This is a genomic window from Neorhizobium sp. LjRoot104 (assembly GCF_964253725.1).
Taxonomy (GTDB): Bacteria; Pseudomonadota; Alphaproteobacteria; order Rhizobiales; family Rhizobiaceae; genus Neorhizobium.
On sequence record NZ_CAXURS020000001.1, the window covers coordinates 934136 to 951581 of the forward strand.

The window sequence follows — 17446 nt, forward strand, 5'->3', positions numbered from 1 at the left end:
AACCGTCCAGGATACCGAAATGCACCGTTACCGCAGCCATACCTGTGCCGCCCTCAAGAAGTCCGACGTCGGATCGACCGTCCGCCTGTCCGGCTGGGTGCATCGCGTGCGAGATCATGGCGGCGTGCTGTTCATCGACCTTCGCGACCATTACGGCATGACCCAGGTGGTTGCCGACCCGGACAGCCCCGCCTTCAAGACCGCCGAAATCGTCCGCGGCGAATGGGTCATCCGCATCGACGGCCTCGTCAAGGCGCGCTCGGAAGAGACCGTCAACAAGGGCATGGCGACCGGCGAGATCGAACTCTACGCCCAGGAGATCGAAGTGCTCTCCGCCGCCAAGGAACTGCCGCTGCCGGTGTTCGGCGAGCCGGACTATCCGGAAGACGTGCGCCTCAAGTACCGCTTCCTCGACCTGCGCCGCGAAACGCTGCACCGGAACATCGTCAAGCGCACCCAGATCATCTCCGACATGCGCCGCCGCATGGGCGAGATCGGTTTCGCCGAATATTCGACGCCGATCCTGACCGCGTCCTCGCCGGAAGGCGCGCGCGACTTCCTGGTGCCGAGCCGCATCCATGAAGGCAAGTTCTTTGCCCTGCCGCAGGCGCCGCAGCAGTACAAGCAGCTTTTGATGGTGGCCGGCTTCGACCGTTATTTCCAGATCGCTCCGTGCTTCCGCGACGAAGACCCGCGCGCCGACCGCCTGCCAGGCGAATTCTACCAGCTCGACCTGGAAATGAGCTTCGTCACCCAGGAAGACGTCTGGAACACGATGGGTCCGGTGATGACCGGCGTGTTCGAACAGTTCGCCGAAGGCAAGCCGGTCACCAAGGACTGGCCGCGCATTCCCTATGACGTGGCGATCCGCAAATACGGTTCCGACAAGCCGGACCTGCGCAACCCGATCGAGATGCAGGCCGTCACCGAACACTTCGCCGGCTCCGGCTTCAAGGTGTTCGCGGGCATGATCGCCTCGAACCCGAAGGTCGAAGTCTGGGCGATCCCGGCCAAGACCGGCGGTTCCAGAGCATTCTGCGACCGCATGAACGCCTGGGCGCAGTCGACCGGCCAGCCGGGCCTCGGCTACATCTTCTGGCGCAAGGAGAGCGACAAGCTCGAAGGCGCCGGCCCGCTCGCCAAGAACATCGGTGAAGAGCGCACCGAGGCGATCCGCACCCAGCTCGGTCTCGAAGACGGCGACGCCTGCTTCTTCGTCGCCGGCGACCCGGCCAAGTTCTACAAATTTGCCGGCGAAGCCCGCACCCGCGCCGGCGAGGAACTGAACCTCGTCGACCGCGACCGGTTCGACATGTGCTGGATCGTCGACTTCCCTTTCTACGAATGGAGCGAGGAAGAAAAGAAGCTCGATTTCGCCCACAACCCGTTCTCCATGCCGCAGGGCGGCATCGAGGCGCTGGAAAACCAGGATCCGCTGACGATCAAGGCCTACCAGTACGACGCGGTCTGCAACGGCTTCGAAATCGCCTCCGGTTCGATCCGCAACCAGTCGCCGGAACTGATGGTCAAGGCCTTCGAAAAGGTCGGCCTCAGCCAGGCTGATGTCGAGGACCGGTTCGGCGGCATGTACCGTGCCTTCCAGTACGGCGCGCCTCCGCATGGCGGTGCCGCCTTCGGCATCGACCGTATCGTCATGCTGCTCGTCGGCGCCAAGAACCTGCGCGAAGTGACGCTGTTCCCGATGAACCAGCAGGCGCAGGATCTGCTGATGGGCGCCCCGTCGCCGGCCACTCCGCAGCAGTTGCGCGAACTGGCGATCCGCGTCGTGCCGACGCCGAAGAAGGACTGAGTTCCTGCGATAAACAGAAAAGCCGGTCAGGTTGCCCGGCTTAACCTGAATGGGAATGCCCCGCAGAATATTTGCCGCGAAGTTCTGGCTTTGCGGCAGATTTTTTCCAGAAAAGCCAGCGATCCCGTTCTAATGCGGACGCTGGTATTTTTGTGACTACACTATGTGGGTAACCATTCCTTCAAGACTTGCACGCCCACCGGTTCGGCTCCGGGCCAAAGCTGTACTCGGTAGCGGTCATCACCCTCGAGACCATCTTCGCTAAGTGTATCGAGGCCGGAAAAGCTCACGCGCACGCCGAGCGGACCCGCCTTAACCGGAAGTCGCGGGGCGGTGCGATCGTAATCCATCAAGCCGCCCAGCACGAGCTGGCCCGAGGGGCAATCGAAACGAGCTTCGACAACGTGCTGGTAGGAGTCGAGATCAAGGATGGGCCGTTGATCGTGCCATTCGACGTGGATCGGCACCGTCATGTTGCGAGCCGTGTGGAGAATGACCGCATGCGGCCCGGCCATGAGGCGGCGGGCGATCGTTTCGTCGGTGTAGTCGTCGGGCAGATCCGGATATGCCTCGTCACGCAGATATATTTGAAAGTAATCGGCGAAGAGATTTCCCCGGTACAGAATTTTGGACATAGCCGCCCCGGCGGATATAGGACCCGTCACCGCAAGCACTCCCATTGCGAACAAGGTTCGTCGATTCAAAAGCATGCTTCGTCTTGTGGCAAATTGATCTCTGATAAAATGCGCCATGTCGATGACACCGATGTCGGTTTGTCGAAATTCGATTTCGATGCGGGATTTGAGCTACGCGCCGGGCTTCTTGATTCGATCTCTGAGGATGCCCGGGCTAAAGGTCGGCGGCCACGGCTTTTTTCAGGTCGAGGGTGAACTGACCCCACATGCCTTCGAGCGTGGTATTGGTCAGCCCCACCAGCGTGACTTTCTTCGCTCGATCCATGAACCAGTGGTGGCCGTAGACGCCGCCCCATTGCAGCGAACCGGGCGAGACCGGCAGGCCCGCCTTTGCCGGATCGCGCACGATCGCCCAGCCCAAACCGAAGCCGAAGCCCGGCCGGGTCGGCTCCAGCAGGTCGCCGATCTGGTTGGTCGTCATCACCTTGACCGTGTTTTCGCAGAGCAGCGGCGCGCCGCCCTTGGCGATGGTCTCGAGCACGGCCAACACGTCGGAGGCGGTCCCGGCCATGCCGCCGCCGCCCGAATGATAGGAGGAGGGGTCGAAGATGCGGTCGGGCGCGAACATCACCGAACCGTCGAGAGCGCGGACCTTTTCCGTGCCGCCCATCCGCTTCGGTTCGGGCGACCCGTCGACATAGGGGGCGGCCAGGCGATTGCGGTCGGTGACGGTGAAACCGGTATCGGAGAGGCCGAGCGGCTGCATCACCAGTTCAGCGACCGCCTCGCCCAAGCGTTTGCCGGTCTCCTTCTCGATGACGCCGCCGACGACGTCCATGGAGACCGAATATTGCCAGCCGGTCCCGGGCGCGAAAAGCAACGGCACCGAGGCGATGCGGCGCAGGTTTTCGTCGAGCGAAAGGCCCGGCTGGTCGACGCCATCGGAAACGCCGGCGCGCGCATAAGGCCCGTCTTCCAGGTGGAAACAATAGCTGAGGCCGGATGTGTGGGTGAGAAGGTGACGGATGAGGATGTCCGGTTCGGAACCGTCTTCGAGTCGGGGTCGAAAGTCGGGCAGCCATTTCGTCACCGGCTCATCGAGCCCGATGCGGCCCTGTTCGACGAGCCGCATGGCCGCGATCGTGACGATCGGCTTGGTCACCGAGGCGAGCCGGAAGATCGTATCCTCGCGGGCAGGCAGACCCGCTTCCCGGTCCGCAAATCCGGCGGCCCGGCGGTAGACGATTTCGCCTTCCCTGGCGACCATCACCACGGTGCCGACGAGCCGTTTTGCGGCGAGGGCATCATCGATCACCGCGTCAATCGCGGGGCAGGCTGTTCGGTTCGAGCGACTGATCGGCAAATTCATGGGGCAAAACCTCTGCTAAAGACGCTTTTATCTAGGGTCGCGCCTGAGGGGAACGACCCGATGGGCGACAAAAATATCGGACCACTTGTGTGGAGATGATCGCGTGTCTGCCTGCGGCGTCAAGTCACCGGACTTGGCTTTCCCGTGCGCCGGGCGAAGAGCGGAACCATATCCGTGCGCTCGTGTTGTTAGGGCAGCAGAAGCACAGGGAGAAAAAGACATGCGCAAGACCCTACTGGCCGCCTCGGCGGTCCTGATCGCACTCTCGGGCGCAGCTTATGCCCAGACGACGGTCATCACCCAGGATCCTGTCACCACCAATTCGACGGTTGTCATGCCGGGCGAAGTTCGCACCTATGTAATGCAGCAGACTATTCCGTCGGTCTCCTACCAGGGCGACATCGCCGTCGGCACGGCTCTGCCGGATACGGTCGAGGTGCACACGGTCGATGGCTACAATGACTATGCCTACACGGTCGTCAACGAGCGCCGCGTCATCGTCAATCCGCAGACCCGCACTGTCATCCAGGTTCTGGAATGACCGTTCCGATCTCATGCCGGAGTAAGGAAGCCCGGGACTGAGGGAGTCCCGGGCTTTTCGTCTTGCGTATTGCGCCGCAGCATCCGCAAGGTTATGGTTCGCCATCACAAGGACTCGGGTGCGACTCCCGGGTGGCTCTTCCGGCCGCCGATCCGCCGGACAACGCAAAGCATCAGCCATCATACGTCTGGCCAAACCTGGATGACCCTCCCGGCGGATGCGATTTTTTTGCGATCATTCCCCTCATGAACAGAATTTCCGCTTACCGCCGCGAATGGGTTTCCAACATTCGCGGCGACGTTCTTTCCGGTATCGTCGTGGCATTGGCTCTCATCCCGGAAGCCGTTGGGTTTTCGGTCATTGCCGGCGTCGATCCCAAAGTGGGGCTCTTCGCCTCCGTGGCGATCGCCTGCGTCACCGCGCTGACCGGCGGCCGCCCGGCAATGATCTCGGCCGCAACAGCCTCTACCGCTGTGCTGATGGGGCCGCTGGTGCGCGATTACGGCATTCAATATCTGTTCGCTGCGACGATCCTGATGGGCCTGCTGCAGATTCTCGCCGGTTTCCTGAAGCTCGGCCGCTTGATGCGCTTCGTGTCGCGCTCGGTGATGACCGGTTTCGTCAATTCGCTGGCGATCCTGATCTTCGTCGCCCAGATCCCGCAGCTCACCAACGTCCCCAACGTCACCTATGTGCTGATCGCTCTGGCGCTCGCGGTCATCTATCTGTTTCCCCGTGTAACCAAGGCGGTACCGTCGCCGCTGGTTGCGATCGTCGTGGTCACGGTGGTGGCGCTCGTCTTCGGCATCAACGTCCATACCGTCGCCGATCTCGGGGAGATGCCGACCTCGCTGCCCGCCTTCGGCTGGCCGCAGGTGCCTCTGACCTTCGAAACCTTGCAGATCATCTTTCCCTATTCGGTGGCGCTTGCCGCCGTTGGCCTGCTGGAATCCCTGCTGACGGCGCAGATCATCGACGACATGACGGATACGACCAGCAGCAAGAGCCAGGAATGTTTCGGCCAGGGCTCCGGCAACATAGTCGCAGCGCTGTTCGGCGGCATGGGCGGCTGCGCCATGATCGGCCAGTCGGTGATCAACGTCACGTCGGGTGGGCGAGGGCGGCTTTCGACCTTCGTCGCTGGCGCCTTTCTGCTGGTGCTGCTGCTCGTGCTCGACGAGGTGCTGCGGGTGGTGCCGGTGGCCGCGCTCGTGGCGGTGATGATCATGGTGTCGATCGGCACATTTTCCTGGAAGTCCGTCGTCGATCTCAAGCGCCATCCAGGAACTTCCTCGATCGTCATGCTGGCGACCGTCGCGACGGTTCTTGCCACCCAGGACCTGTCGAAGGGCGTCCTCGTCGGCGTCCTGCTTTCGGGCATTTTCTTCGCCGGCAAGGTCGCCCGGCTCTTCCGCGTCCGTTCCGAGCTTTCTTCGGACGGCGAGGTTCGGACCTACCATGTCGAAGGGCAGATCTTCTTTGCCTCCGCCGAAAGCCTGCTCAAGTCCTTCGACTTCGAGGAGCCCGTCGCGACGGTGATGATCGACGTCGGCGGCGCGCATCTGTGGGATATTTCCGCGGTCGGCGCGCTGGACGATGTCGTCCTCAAGTTTCGCCGCAGAGGCGTGGACGTGACCGTGCGCGGCGCCAACGAGGCGAGTGCCGGCATGATCGATCGCTTCGCGCTCCATGACAAGGCCCATGTCTCGATGGCAAACTCGTCCGCTCACTAAAAGACAAGCCCCGGCAATCGCTTGCCGGGGCTTTTTGATTCAAGGCCGGGAGGCCTCAGTCGTTGGCGGTGACCTTGACGCCGAGGACCTTCGGCAGCGTGTTCGGTGCGCCCATCGCGGCGCCCATGATCATCGGGAAGGGGACGGCATCGGCCGGTTCCGCGGTGATCGTCAAGCTGCCCGGCTTGTCGAGATAGGTGTTGACCGCGGCGCTCACCATGTTCTGCAGTTCCGGGACGTTGTACTGCGCCAGCATCAGCGGCGTCATGCCCTTCAGCATCTGCGCCATGGCTTCGCCCGTGGTGCCCTGGCTCTTGCCGGCATAGTCGAGCGCCTTCTTGGTGATGCCGGCGTCCTCGAAGCGGATTTCGGCGCTGTTGAAGGTGAGGCGCTGCATCAGGCCGAGCATCGCAAGGCCGGCGGCCTGCTGGGCCTCCTCCTTGTTGGGATTGGCTTCCATGGCCTTGGCCGTTTCGTTTGCCGACTTGATGAAGTCGAGCGTGTAGCCGGACATGCTGAAGGCGAGGTTTAATTTGCCGACCTTGGCAAAATCGAGAGCGTATTCGTCGATATCGAGCGTGCCGTCCTCAAGGGTCCAGGCGCCGGACATGCTAACCTTGCCGTCAAGTGAGGTGACGCCGAGCTGCTGCAGCGTGTCCTTGGCCTGCGCGTCCTCGACGAGGCTGAGGTCGCTCTTGATGCCGTTGACCTGGAGGTCGAAGCCGACGGAGGAGTTGTCGTCTGCGACCTCGGTGGTGACGTTCGTCTCATCGACAGTGAAGGCCGGCTTGCCGTCGATGGTGGCCGTTATCTTGCCGACATGGGCTTCGTCGTAGAGGAGGATCGCATCGAGGCCGGCGCCGGTCGCGTTGGCCGGCACGGTAAGGCCGCTGATCGAGATATCGGAAGCGGTGAAGTTGGTCTTGTCCTCCGTGACGTTGATATTGTCGAACGTGACTTTCTCGACCGTATAGCCGCCGTTATCCTCTTCGACGCCCTCGAACTTGACGGTGCCGAGCGGCAGGCTCTGCTTGCCGGCTTCGATCAGTAACTTGGCATTCGTGAGGGTGACGTCCGAGCCGTTGACGGTGGCCTTTTCCGCCGAGAAACCGGGCCCGCCCTGGATCGAGACCGCGCTGTTGATCTTGGCGACGAGATCGTTGCCATCCAGCGCAAAGGCCGGGGCGGCGAAAGTAGAAAGCGCTGCGCCGGCGAGCAGAAGCCGGATCTTGGTGGAGTATTGCATCGGAGTTCCTCCTGGCGGGGCAACGGCCCGCCCGCGATTGTTTAAGGGTTGTCGGTAGTTCGGTCTGCTTGTTCGCGGCATCTTATAGGCAAGCCGGGTAAAAGGTTTATGGCTGTGTTCCACATTCCTTTCGTCAAAATTGCGGCTGACGAATCACGGTAAATCAAACACTGATTTCAGCTTGGGAAAAGCCTTCATCCACAGGCTGTCGCCGGTACTTTCTTGCCGAGAATCGGGCTTTCCGCTAGTCAAGGCCCATGGGAAAAAATCTGACACCACCCGGCGGCGACGGCGGCGACAATATCCTGCCGGTCGATCTGAAAGCGGCGCTCGAAGAGCGTTACCTCGCCTATGCGCTTTCCACCATCATGCACCGCGCTCTGCCGGACGTGCGCGACGGCCTGAAACCCGTCCACCGCCGCATCGTCTACGCGATGAGCGAGATGGGTCTGCGCCCCAACGCCGCCTTCCGCAAATGCGCCAAGATCGTCGGCGAGGTGATGGGTAACTTCCACCCGCACGGCGACCAGTCGATCTATGACGCGCTGGCGCGTCTCGCGCAGGATTTTTCGCAGCGTTATCCGCTCGTCAACGGCCAGGGCAATTTCGGCAATATCGACGGCGATAGTCCCGCTGCGATGCGTTATACCGAGAGCAAGATGACGGCGGTTTCCGAACTGCTGCTCGAAGGCATCGACCAGGACGCGGTGGATTTCCGCGATACCTACGACGAATCGAATTCGGAACCGGTCGTATTGCCCGGCGCCTTCCCAAACCTGCTTGCCAACGGCACCTCCGGCATCGCTGTCGGCATGGCGACGTCGATCCCGCCGCACAACGTCCATGAACTGTGCGACGCGGCGCTGCATCTGATCAAGCATCCGACGGCGACCATCGAGGATCTGATGGCCGATCCTGCCGAACCCGCCAAGGGCGGCATCGAAGGTCCCGACCTCCCGACCGGCGGCATCATCATCGACAGCCGCGCCTCGATCGTCGAAGCCTACAAGACGGGCCGCGGCGGTTTTCGCGTCCGCGCCCGCTGGACGATCGAGGATCTCGGCCGTGGCGGTTACCAGATCGTCGTCACCGAGATCCCGTACCAGGTGCAGAAGTCGCGGCTGATCGAGAAGATCGCCGAACTGCTGCTCGCCCGCAAACTGCCGCTGCTCGAAGACGTGCGGGACGAATCGGCGGAAGACGTGCGTGTCGTGCTGGTGCCCAAGAACCGCACCGTCGATGCGACCCTGCTGATGGAATCGCTGTTCAAGCTGTCCGAGCTGGAAACCCGCCTGCCGCTCAACATGAACGTGCTCTCCATGGGCCGCGTGCCCAAGGTGATGGCGCTCAACGAAGTGCTGCTGGAATGGCTGGCGCACCGCCGCGACGTGCTGGTCCGCCGCTCGCGCTTCCGCCTGGCGGCGATCGACCGGCGTCTGGAAATCCTCGGCGGCCTGCTGGTCGCCTACCTCAATATCGACGAGGTGATCCGCATCATCCGCGAGGAGGACGAGCCCAAGTCGGTGATGATGGAGCGCTGGTCGCTCTCCGATATTCAGGCCGACGCGATCCTCAACATGCGGCTGCGCAACTTGCGCAAGCTCGAAGAATTCGAGATCCGCACCGAAAACGACAACCTCACCAAGGAAAAAGCGGATATCGAAACGCTGCTCGCCTCCGAGGACAAGCAGTGGCGGGTCATCGAGCACGAGATCCAGGACGTCCGCAAGAATTTCGCCAAGGGCCGCGGCAAGCCCTATGCCCGCCTGACCACCTTCGCCGACGCGCCGGATGCCGATATCGAGGCGATCAACCAGGCGATGATCGAAAAGGAACCGATCACCGTCGTCGTCTCGCAGAAGGGCTGGATCCGCGCGCTGAAGGGTCACATCTCGGATACTTCGACGCTCACCTTCAAGGAAGGCGACGGGCCGAAGATCGCGTTTACGGCGCAGACGACCGACAAGCTGCTACTCGTCACCACGGGCGGCAAGGTTTACACGCTCGGCGCCGACAAGCTGCCGGGCGGCCGCGGTCACGGCGAGCCGATCCGCATCATCGTCGACATGGAGAACGACCAGGACATACTGACCGCCTTCGTCCACGATCCGCAGCGCAAGCTGATCCTCGCCTCCACGGCCGGTAACGGTTTCGTGGTGGCGGAAAGCGAGATGGTCGCCAATACCCGCAAGGGCAAGCAGATCATGAATGTCGCGATGCCCGACGAGACGAAGCTGGTCGTTCCGGTCTCGGGCGACCACGTCGCGGTCGTCGGCGAGAACCGCAAGCTGCTGGTCTTCCCGCTGACCCAGCTTCCGGAAATGACCCGCGGCAAGGGCGTGCGCCTGCAGCGCTACAAGGACGGCGGCATTTCCGACATCCGCTGCTTCACCATGGCGGACGGTCTTTCCTGGGAAGATAGCGCCGGCCGCTCGTTCACCCGTAACAAGGACGAACTGCTGGAATGGATCGCCGACCGCGCCACCGCCGGCCGCGCCGTTCCGAAGGGCTTTCCGCGAAGCGGGAAGTTTGCGGGGTGATCAGCTTTTGGCGAGTGCGCTGAGAGCTACGTGATATTTCCTCATCGCCATCTTGGCGGCGAGGAGCTGACGCTGGAAATCGTCATCCGATACCGTCTTAGGATCGAACAGCTCGACCCCGGTATCATCGACATGAAGTTCCAACACCTGGCCTTCCTTCCAGTCAAGACGATCAAGGACGTCCTGCGGCAGGATGATGCTGTGATTTTCGCCGATCTTTTGAATAGTGATTTTCTGAACAGTGCTCTTCGCGCTCATCGTCGGCCACCTATAGTAGTATCTGGACGCTACCACAGGTAAAGGGGCTTGCGAATATTAAATCGTTTGCGAGGTTACCACCCCGGCCCGCAACCTCTCCACCCGCCGCACCTGCCACGCCGAATAACCGATCAGCGCCAGCACCAGGATCGAGCCGCCGAGAAGGGTGCGGGCGGACGGGATTTCGGAAAAGATCAGCCAGACCCAGATCGGCGCGAGGATGGTTTCGAGCAGGTAGAACATGCCGACCTCGGGGCCGGAGAGATATTTCGGGCCGGTCGCCAGACACCAGAAGGCGAGCGGCATCATGATCGCGCCGTCGAACGCCACCCAGATCGGGTCGGCGACCGAAAAGCCGCCCGTGCCGGCGAGGGAAGATGCGCCGACGAAGGAAAGCCCTATCGTTGCGGGTATGACGGTCGCGACCAGCGGCACGAAGCCCATGTCGATGCGGGCCGCCCGGCTGAGCGTGATCGCCAAAGCCAGCAGGAACGAGGCGGTTGCCGCGAGGACGTCGCCGAAGATGTGGTCGCCGGCAAGCCCGCCCGAGACGATCAGGCCGACGCCGAAAAACATCACCAGCATGGTGACGAGCGTCGAAGGCGAGGGGCGCTCCTTCAGGATCAGCCAGCCGAGAATGGCGGCATACATCGGCGTGAAGGCGACGATGAAGACGACGTTGGCGGTGGCCGTGTTGAAGACGGCGCCGAGGAAGGCGATCGTCGAAATGCCGTAACAGAAGCCTGCGGCAAGGCCCGCCCTGCCGGGGATCAGCACCGGGCGGCTGGTGCCGAAGCGGCGGACGAGCAGCCACAGGACGATGGCGGCGACAAAGGTCGCCGTGCTGCGCAGCGCCACCGTCGACCACATCTCGCCGTGCCCGAGGCGCACGAGCGGCACGTCGAAGGAAAGTGCAAGCCCGCCAATTGCGGTGAGCAAGAGGCCCTTTTTATGATCGTTCATGAGAACACTTTGGGGAATGATTTCAGATGTCCGTGGCGGGATCGAAGATTTCCCAGCCGCGCGGGGTCAGGTGCTCCTGGGGCTGGAAGCGGGTCTTGTAACCCATCTTCGCCGAACCTCTCACCCAATAGCCGAGATAGACATGCGGCAGGCCGAGTGTCCTGGTGCGGGCGATGTGGTCGAGAATCATGAACGTGCCGAGCGAGCGCTTTTCATACTCCGGATTGAAGAAGGAATAGACCATCGAAAGGCCGTCGCTCATCATGTCGGTGAGTGCCACGGCGAGCAGTTCGCCCTTCGGCTCGGCGCTGATGCCGGAGCCCGGCTCGCGGCGGCGATACTCGATGATCCGGGTGTTGACATGCGTGTCCTCGACCATGATCGCATAGTCGAGCGCCGACATGTCCGACATGCCGCCCCGCTGATGGCGGTCGTCGAGATAGCGGCGGAAAAGCGAGAACTGTTCGGTCGAGGGCTGCGCGGGGTAGACCGTCGCGATCACGTCGCGATTGGTGGCGAGAACTCGCTTCATCGAGCGCACGGGCTCGAATTCGTGAGCGAGGATGCGCACGGAAATGCACGCGCGGCATGATTCGCAGGCCGGCCGGTAGGCGATGTTCTGCGAACGGCGGAAACCGCCCTGGGTCAGTAGGTCGTTCATCTCGGCGGCGCGGGGGCCTACCAGGTGAGTGAAGACCTTTCGCTCCATTTCACCCGGGAGATAGGGACAAACTGCCGGGGCCGTCAGGTAGAACTGCGGTGAGGGCGTTGCCTGGGTGTTCATTGCGTCGTGGCAGTCCGGTCTCTAGGGTCGTAAATGTCATACCATGGCGCATAAAAGCGAAACGTCAACCATATGCTGCGACGCGCAGCCGGCTTGTACCATAAACTTTTGGCCAGTAGCGTGAAGGTTACGAGGTGCGCACGACGACCGTGCCGAGCAACAGGTCGTGCACGAGGCGAGAACGCTCGATGAACAAACCCGCGAGCAGGATGAGAGGCGTCAGCACCGAATTGATGATCCAGAAGATCACCGTATGGGCCATGGCGGTCAGGAAATCCATCCGCCGGCCGTCGAGGCGCACCATGGCGAGCCCCATGGCGCGCATGCCGGGCGAGGCCTGGGCGGAGCCGCCGAGCGTCATCCCGAAATAGAGAAGCGCGACGATCACGAACAGTACCGGATAGAGCATGAACCCGAGGCCGAGCGTGATGATGCCGAGGAAAAACACCACGACCGCAGCCGGAATGCACAGCAGAAGCACGATCACATAGTCGATGATGAAGGCGAACACCCGGCGCGAAAGGACGCCGCTATAGGCGCGCCAGTCGTCCGGTGCGGCATAGGCGGGGTTCGGGTCGAGGCTCATCGTTCAACGTCTCCTGTTTCTCGCATATCGATATGGGAAGAAACCGCCCTGGTAACAAGGCTTATCCGTTCTTCGCCAGCTTCTTCGCCACGTCGACCGCAAAATAGGAAAGAATGCCGTCGCAGCCGGCGCGTTTGAAGCAGAGCAGCGTCTCCATCATGATCCGGTCGCCGTCGATCCAGCCGTTCATCGCCGCTGCCTTGATCTGTGTGTATTCGCCGGAAACCTGGTAGGCGAAGACGGGAAGGCCGAACGCTTCCTTGATGCGCCAGCAGATGTCGAGATAGGCGATGCCGGGCTTGACCATCAGCATGTCGGCGCCTTCCTCGACGTCGAGAGCCGCGTCCCGCACCGCTTCGGTGCCGTTGGCCGGCGAGATGTAATAGCTGTTCTTGTCGCCTTTCAGCAGGCCGCTCGTGTTGATCGCCTCGCGATAGGGGCCGTAGAAGCCCGACGAGAACTTCGTCGCATAGGACATGATGCCGACATCCTGGTGGCCGGCCGCATCGAGCCCGCGGCGGATGGCGCCGATCCGGCCGTCCATCATTTCCGACGGCGCGATGATGTCGGCGCCCGCATCGGCCTGCATGACGGCGGCGCGAACGATCTGATCGACCGTCTCGTCGTTGACGATGATACCGTCCCGGAGAATCCCGTCATGGCCGTGGCTGGTGAACGGATCGAGCGCCACGTCGGTGATGATGCCGATATTCGACACGGCCTTTTTAATGGCGGAGGTCGCCTGGTTGATCAGGTTGTTGGCGACGAGGCTGTTGGAGCCGGTCTCGTCGCGCAATTCCATCTCTATGTCCGGGAAGGTGGCGATCGCCGGAATGCCGAGACCGGCCGCTTCCTTCACCGCCTCGACGGCCTTGTCGATGCTCATGCGGTTGACGCCGGGCATGGCGGCGATGGGATCGACGATGCCGGTGCCGGGAACGATGAAGATCGGCCAGATCAGGTCGTCCACCGTCAGCCGGTTCTCCTGCACCAGCCTGCGCGTCCAGTCGGCCTTGCGGTTGCGCCGCATGCGGCGGTGGCCGGTGATCTCGTCGACCAGATGCGTCTTGTCCATGACTGATGTCTCCGTTCTCGTCCTTGCGAGGGTCCATATCATGCGGCCCAACGATTATGAATGGGCGGGATCGCCGCATGCGGTCGCCGGCGGGTGCTGGCGAAGGCCGCATCTCGTCGTTATGGTGGCGGTCATGGAACCCGATTCACTCACGGTGCCGAAGCGCACGCTGACCGAACTTCTCTACGTCGCCTTCCTCAGGCTGGTGGCGGTCGCCTGTTTCTGGTTCGGCCTGCAATATTGGGCGATGCTGGTGGGCTATTCGCTGAAGGGCATGGCCCGCTTCGATCTGCTGGCGCTTCCCTGGAAGGTTGCGGCGTCTTCGCTTGCCGTGTTGTTTCCGGTCGCCTCGCTCGGCCTCTGGCTCACCGTGTCCTGGGGCCCCGTGCTCTGGGCGATTGCCGCCATCTCGCAGGTGTCGATGTATATCGTCTGGCCGGAGATCTTCGGGCACAACCGTCTCGTTCCCCTCATGCACGGCCTGGTCGCCGCGCTTTACGTCGTATTTCGGCTCTCTTTATGGATCGAGGCGCGGCGCAAGGCGGAGCGGGTAAGGATTGATTCACCCTGAAATTAAAGCTTTGACGGCCGGATTCGACCGGGAATTTTCTGCTAAGTGATTGATTTATTTTAAATCCGCTTGGGGGAGGTTCCTGGCGGTGACGGGGCGGCGGAATTCCCCGGAACGCGTTAAGCGCTTGTTAAGCCTATGTTTTAAGTCGAATTTTATGCGTATTGGATAGTGTCTGTCTCAAGGCGGGAAGAAAACAAACACCGCCAAACAAAACAGGATGAGGCAGTCATGATGAACACGAAACTGAAGCCGCAGGCGGCACCGGCAGTAGCAGATCCGCATGAAGAAACCATTCGCGCCCTCTACATGGAGTCGCTGCATCTGGTCGAACGCCTGCACCGCCGCCTTCTCGATGTAATCAAGGACGAGTTCGACCGCCAGGGTCGCGACGACGTCAACGCCGTCCAGGCGCTCCTGCTGTTCAACATCGGCAATTCGGAACTGACGGCCGGCGAACTGCGCTCCCGCGGTTACTATCTCGGCTCCAACGTCTCCTACAACGTCAAGAAGCTGGTCGATCTCGGCTTCATCAACCACCAGCGCTCGCGCATCGACCGCCGCTCGGTCCGCATCAGCCTGACGCCGGAAGGCCAGGAGATCGCCGAGGCCGTCGGCAAGCTCTACGAGCGCCATATCGGCTCGATCGAAAAGGTCGGCGGCATCGGCGAGGGCGAGTTCTCCCAGATGAACAAGCTGCTCCAGCGCCTCGACCGCTTCTGGAACGACCAGATCCTTTACCGCCTTTGATCCACCGGGGGCTTGCGAAACACTCCATTACCTCCAGTCATGCGGTGCTACGCAAAAGCGTAACGGGGTGTCGAAAGACGCACCGTTACGCTTGTTTTGCGTTGGAGTGGCATAGGCTCCTGCGGATACCAGCCTATCGCTGGGCCAGCAGGGCGCGGCCGGCGTTTCTGATGGTGAGCGCCGAGTCGGCCATCTGTGCAATCAACCCGGCAGACATCGCTGCAGCGAGTGTCTCGGTATAGTCTTCGCCCTGGAGGCCGTGCTTTTTGCAGTAGTTCTGGACGGCTCCCCGTGTGGAGGTCGGCGAGACCCCAAACTTGTTGTTCTGGAAAGCATTGACAATAATTTGGTACTTTTCGTCCAGGGTCACGGTAGCTCTCCAATCGGTGATGTACGGGGTGCCTACCAGTATGGAGCCCGGGTAGATAGACAAATTCCGCCATCAGCCGGAAATACGTCCCGATAGATCCATTTGCGCCGGAATATTCGCCTACAACGCAGCCGCCGCAACCCGGCGAATTTCGGTTGTCATGCCCTCAAACATCGAGGAAAGGTCAAGCCAGCCGTCAGGTCTGCGGCCCGTCACCGTTTCGGGCCACCCGCACACCCCGTCCTGTTCGATATAGCCGACGCATTGCGGTGCGGTCTCATCGCGAAAATGCAGGACAACCAGCTTTCCAGGCTCAAGGGCTTCGATCGGGTACCAGTTCAATTCTCAAATTCCTCACTAATGAGGGGTAATTTTTAGCCAGTCCGCTTGCCCCAGGCTTACGGCTTTTGCGCGCGGCAACGGACCGATGGCCAGACGGCTTGGCCGGGTTTTATCAAGAGGCAGATCTCGACCGACCATCTCGCGGAAAGTCCCGGCATCGCGGCGGTCCGGCGGTGTGGCGTATTTACCGCCTCAAAAAATCACGTGCCAACACGGCTTTGTGACGCGCAAGTACCTGACACGAATTGGCCATATTGCTATGGGACCGGCTGGATGCAACGGGCTCGCGGGAATTCGCGCTTTCACGACATTGCGATGACGACGAAGCCCTGCGTGGCAGCGCTCACTTTTTGCGCGTTCTTAACCATATCCCTGTAGGCGTCGTTGATGCTGCTCGGGACCAGATGGGTATTATGATGTCGAAGAAGATCGGATCTGAAGCTCTTTCCCGCCGTGCCCTGCTTCGCACGGCCTTCTCTGCCGGTGCGGCCGCACTTGCAGCGCCCGCATTCGCCCAGACTGCGATGGACGATCTGATCAATGCGCCGCGCCGCGGCACCTGGGACGACCAGTTCGACGCCAAGGCCGCATCCAGAACCGCGGTCAATGTCGTTTCCAACAATCCGGTGCTCGGCGCCGGCGGACCGGCGAACATCCAGCAGGCGATCATGGACTACCAGCAGATCGTCTCCAACGGCGGCTGGCCCGAGGTCAATCCCGGTCAGCAGCGCCTGCGCCTCGGCGTCGTCGATCCCTCCGTACAGCAGTTGCGCCAGCGTCTGATGATTTCGGGCGACCTGCCGCGCGAAGCGGGCATGTCCTCCTCGTTCGACAGTTATGTCGATGGCGCGGTTAAGCGTTTCCAGGCCCGTCACGGCCTGCCCGCCGATGGCGTGATGGGTGAGTTCACCGTCAAGGCGATGAACATATCGGCCGACGTGCGGCTGCGCCAGCTGGGGACCAACCTCGTGCGCCTGCAGTCCATGTCCGGCGATCTCGGCCCCCGCTATGTGATGGTCAACATTCCGGCCGCTTATATCGAGGCGGTGGAAAACGACCGCGTGGCGCTACGCACCAATGCAGTTGTCGGGCGCATCGACCGGCCGACGCATGCCATCAACTCGAAGATCTACGAGGTCATCCTCAACCCCTACTGGACCGCGCCGCGCTCGATCGTCGAGAAGGACATCGTGCCGCTGATGCGCAAGGATCCGACCTATCTCACCCGCAACAACATCCGCCTGATCGACGGCAAGGGTAATGAAGTGGCGCCGGAAACGGTGGACTGGTTCGCGCCGAAGGCACCGAACCTGATGTTCCGGCAGGACCCCGGCAAGATCAACGCCATGGCCTCGACCAAGATCAACTTCCACAACCCGAACAATGAATATATGCACGACACGCCCCAGCAGGGCCTGTTCAACAAGCTCATGCGTTTCGAATCCTCGGGCTGCATGCGTGTCCAGAATGTCCGCGACCTCATCACCTGGCTTCTGCGCGACACCACCGGCTGGTCGCGCCAGGAGATCGAACGGGTGATCTCGACGCGCCAGAACAACCCGATCAAGCTTGCCGTGGAAGTTCCGGTCTATATCGTCTACATCACCGCATGGTCGGCGAAGGACCGCGTCGTGCAGTTCCGCGACGACATCTACGAGCGCGACGGCAACCAGGAGCTCGCACTGCAGACGACCACCGGCATCGAGAAGCCGGCCGGCGCCGCCGACGACGACCTCCTGCCGCAATAAGATCGGCGCTATCTTCCGTTTACGGGAAGCCGCATCCGCCATGGGTGCGGCTTTTTCGTTTCCAGGAGCATCTCCGCGTCTTCCGGCGAGCAAATGTCGTTCCCCGTATTGCTCTGGGCAAGGCG

Annotated in this window: 16 protein-coding genes and 1 other annotated feature; of the genes, 7 read left to right on the plus strand and 9 right to left on the minus strand. The window is 61.8% G+C overall.

Annotation, left to right across the window (positions count from 1 at the left end):
- The first annotated feature begins 19 nt into the window (after positions 1 to 19).
- Positions 20 to 1810, plus strand: a complete 1791-nt coding sequence (gene aspS / locus ACSQ8R_RS04755; protein ID WP_436252329.1) for an aspartate--tRNA ligase — start codon at positions 20 to 22, stop codon at positions 1808 to 1810.
- A 161-nt stretch (positions 1811 to 1971) separates the two neighbouring features.
- Here aspS and ACSQ8R_RS04760 read toward each other — a convergent pair whose 3' ends face one another.
- A complete protein-coding gene (locus tag ACSQ8R_RS04760; RefSeq protein WP_436252330.1) occupies positions 1972 to 2445 on the minus strand; it encodes a hypothetical protein in 474 nt (157 codons plus the stop codon).
- A gap of 214 nt (positions 2446 to 2659) precedes the next feature.
- Positions 2660 to 3814 (minus strand): serine hydrolase domain-containing protein, encoded by a 1155-nt coding sequence (locus ACSQ8R_RS04765; RefSeq protein ID WP_436252331.1) that lies wholly within the window; start codon positions 3812 to 3814, stop codon positions 2660 to 2662.
- A gap of 220 nt (positions 3815 to 4034) precedes the next feature.
- Here ACSQ8R_RS04765 and ACSQ8R_RS04770 point away from each other — a divergent pair, with 220 nt between their 5' ends.
- A complete protein-coding gene (locus ACSQ8R_RS04770) occupies positions 4035 to 4355 on the plus strand; it encodes a DUF1236 domain-containing protein (protein ID WP_436252332.1) in 321 nt (106 codons plus the stop codon).
- 107 nt (positions 4356 to 4462) lie between these two features.
- Positions 4463 to 4520: a sequence feature (sul1 is cis-regulatory element that is thought to sense ions involved in sulfur or methionine metabolism; They are found in Alphaproteobacteria), on the plus strand.
- A gap of 80 nt (positions 4521 to 4600) precedes the next feature.
- Positions 4601 to 6088, plus strand: coding sequence for a SulP family inorganic anion transporter (locus ACSQ8R_RS04775; protein WP_436252333.1), 1488 nt, complete (start codon positions 4601 to 4603; stop codon positions 6086 to 6088).
- A 55-nt stretch (positions 6089 to 6143) separates the two neighbouring features.
- Here the strand turns inward: ACSQ8R_RS04775 and ACSQ8R_RS04780 are convergent, their stop codons facing one another.
- Entirely contained in the window at positions 6144 to 7334 is a 1191-nt protein-coding gene (locus ACSQ8R_RS04780) for a hypothetical protein (RefSeq protein WP_436252334.1), read from the minus strand.
- A gap of 257 nt (positions 7335 to 7591) precedes the next feature.
- Here ACSQ8R_RS04780 and parC point away from each other — a divergent pair, with 257 nt between their 5' ends.
- Entirely contained in the window at positions 7592 to 9874 is a 2283-nt protein-coding gene (parC, locus tag ACSQ8R_RS04785) for a DNA topoisomerase IV subunit A (protein ID WP_436252335.1), read from the plus strand.
- On the opposite strand, the gene ACSQ8R_RS04790 is transcribed toward parC, so the two are convergent.
- The 5 genes from ACSQ8R_RS04790 to hemB all read right to left on the minus strand — a co-directional run bounded on the left by ACSQ8R_RS04790 (position 9875) and on the right by hemB (position 13582).
- Complete coding sequence (locus tag ACSQ8R_RS04790; RefSeq protein ID WP_436252336.1) at positions 9875 to 10132, minus strand: AbrB/MazE/SpoVT family DNA-binding domain-containing protein; 258 nt, start codon at positions 10130 to 10132, stop codon at positions 9875 to 9877.
- 57 nt (positions 10133 to 10189) lie between these two features.
- Positions 10190 to 11095: a DMT family transporter gene (locus ACSQ8R_RS04795; protein ID WP_436252337.1), complete on the minus strand. Its 906-nt coding sequence runs from the start codon at positions 11093 to 11095 to the stop codon at positions 10190 to 10192.
- A 22-nt stretch (positions 11096 to 11117) separates the two neighbouring features.
- Positions 11118 to 11879, minus strand: a complete 762-nt coding sequence (locus ACSQ8R_RS04800) for an arginyltransferase (protein ID WP_436252338.1) — start codon at positions 11877 to 11879, stop codon at positions 11118 to 11120.
- Positions 11880 to 12006: 127 nt separating this feature from the next.
- A complete protein-coding gene (locus ACSQ8R_RS04805; protein ID WP_247137304.1) occupies positions 12007 to 12465 on the minus strand; it encodes an RDD family protein in 459 nt (152 codons plus the stop codon).
- Between the two features lie 61 nt (positions 12466 to 12526).
- Positions 12527 to 13582, minus strand: coding sequence for a porphobilinogen synthase (hemB, locus tag ACSQ8R_RS04810; RefSeq protein ID WP_436252339.1), 1056 nt, complete (start codon positions 13580 to 13582; stop codon positions 12527 to 12529).
- Between the two features lie 91 nt (positions 13583 to 13673).
- Between hemB and ACSQ8R_RS04815 the strand changes: the two genes are divergently transcribed.
- Positions 13674 to 14111, plus strand: a complete 438-nt coding sequence (locus tag ACSQ8R_RS04815) for a DUF6163 family protein (protein ID WP_436252340.1) — start codon at positions 13674 to 13676, stop codon at positions 14109 to 14111.
- Between the two features lie 234 nt (positions 14112 to 14345).
- A complete protein-coding gene (ldtR, locus tag ACSQ8R_RS04820) occupies positions 14346 to 14861 on the plus strand; it encodes a transcriptional regulator LdtR (RefSeq protein ID WP_210011720.1) in 516 nt (171 codons plus the stop codon).
- Positions 14862 to 14994: 133 nt separating this feature from the next.
- Here ldtR and ACSQ8R_RS04825 read toward each other — a convergent pair whose 3' ends face one another.
- Entirely contained in the window at positions 14995 to 15231 is a 237-nt protein-coding gene (locus ACSQ8R_RS04825; RefSeq protein WP_306865211.1) for a hypothetical protein, read from the minus strand.
- A 758-nt stretch (positions 15232 to 15989) separates the two neighbouring features.
- Here ACSQ8R_RS04825 and ACSQ8R_RS04830 point away from each other — a divergent pair.
- Positions 15990 to 17321, plus strand: a complete 1332-nt coding sequence (locus ACSQ8R_RS04830; RefSeq protein ID WP_436255381.1) for a L,D-transpeptidase family protein — start codon at positions 15990 to 15992, stop codon at positions 17319 to 17321.
- Positions 17322 to 17446 lie beyond the last annotated feature (125 nt).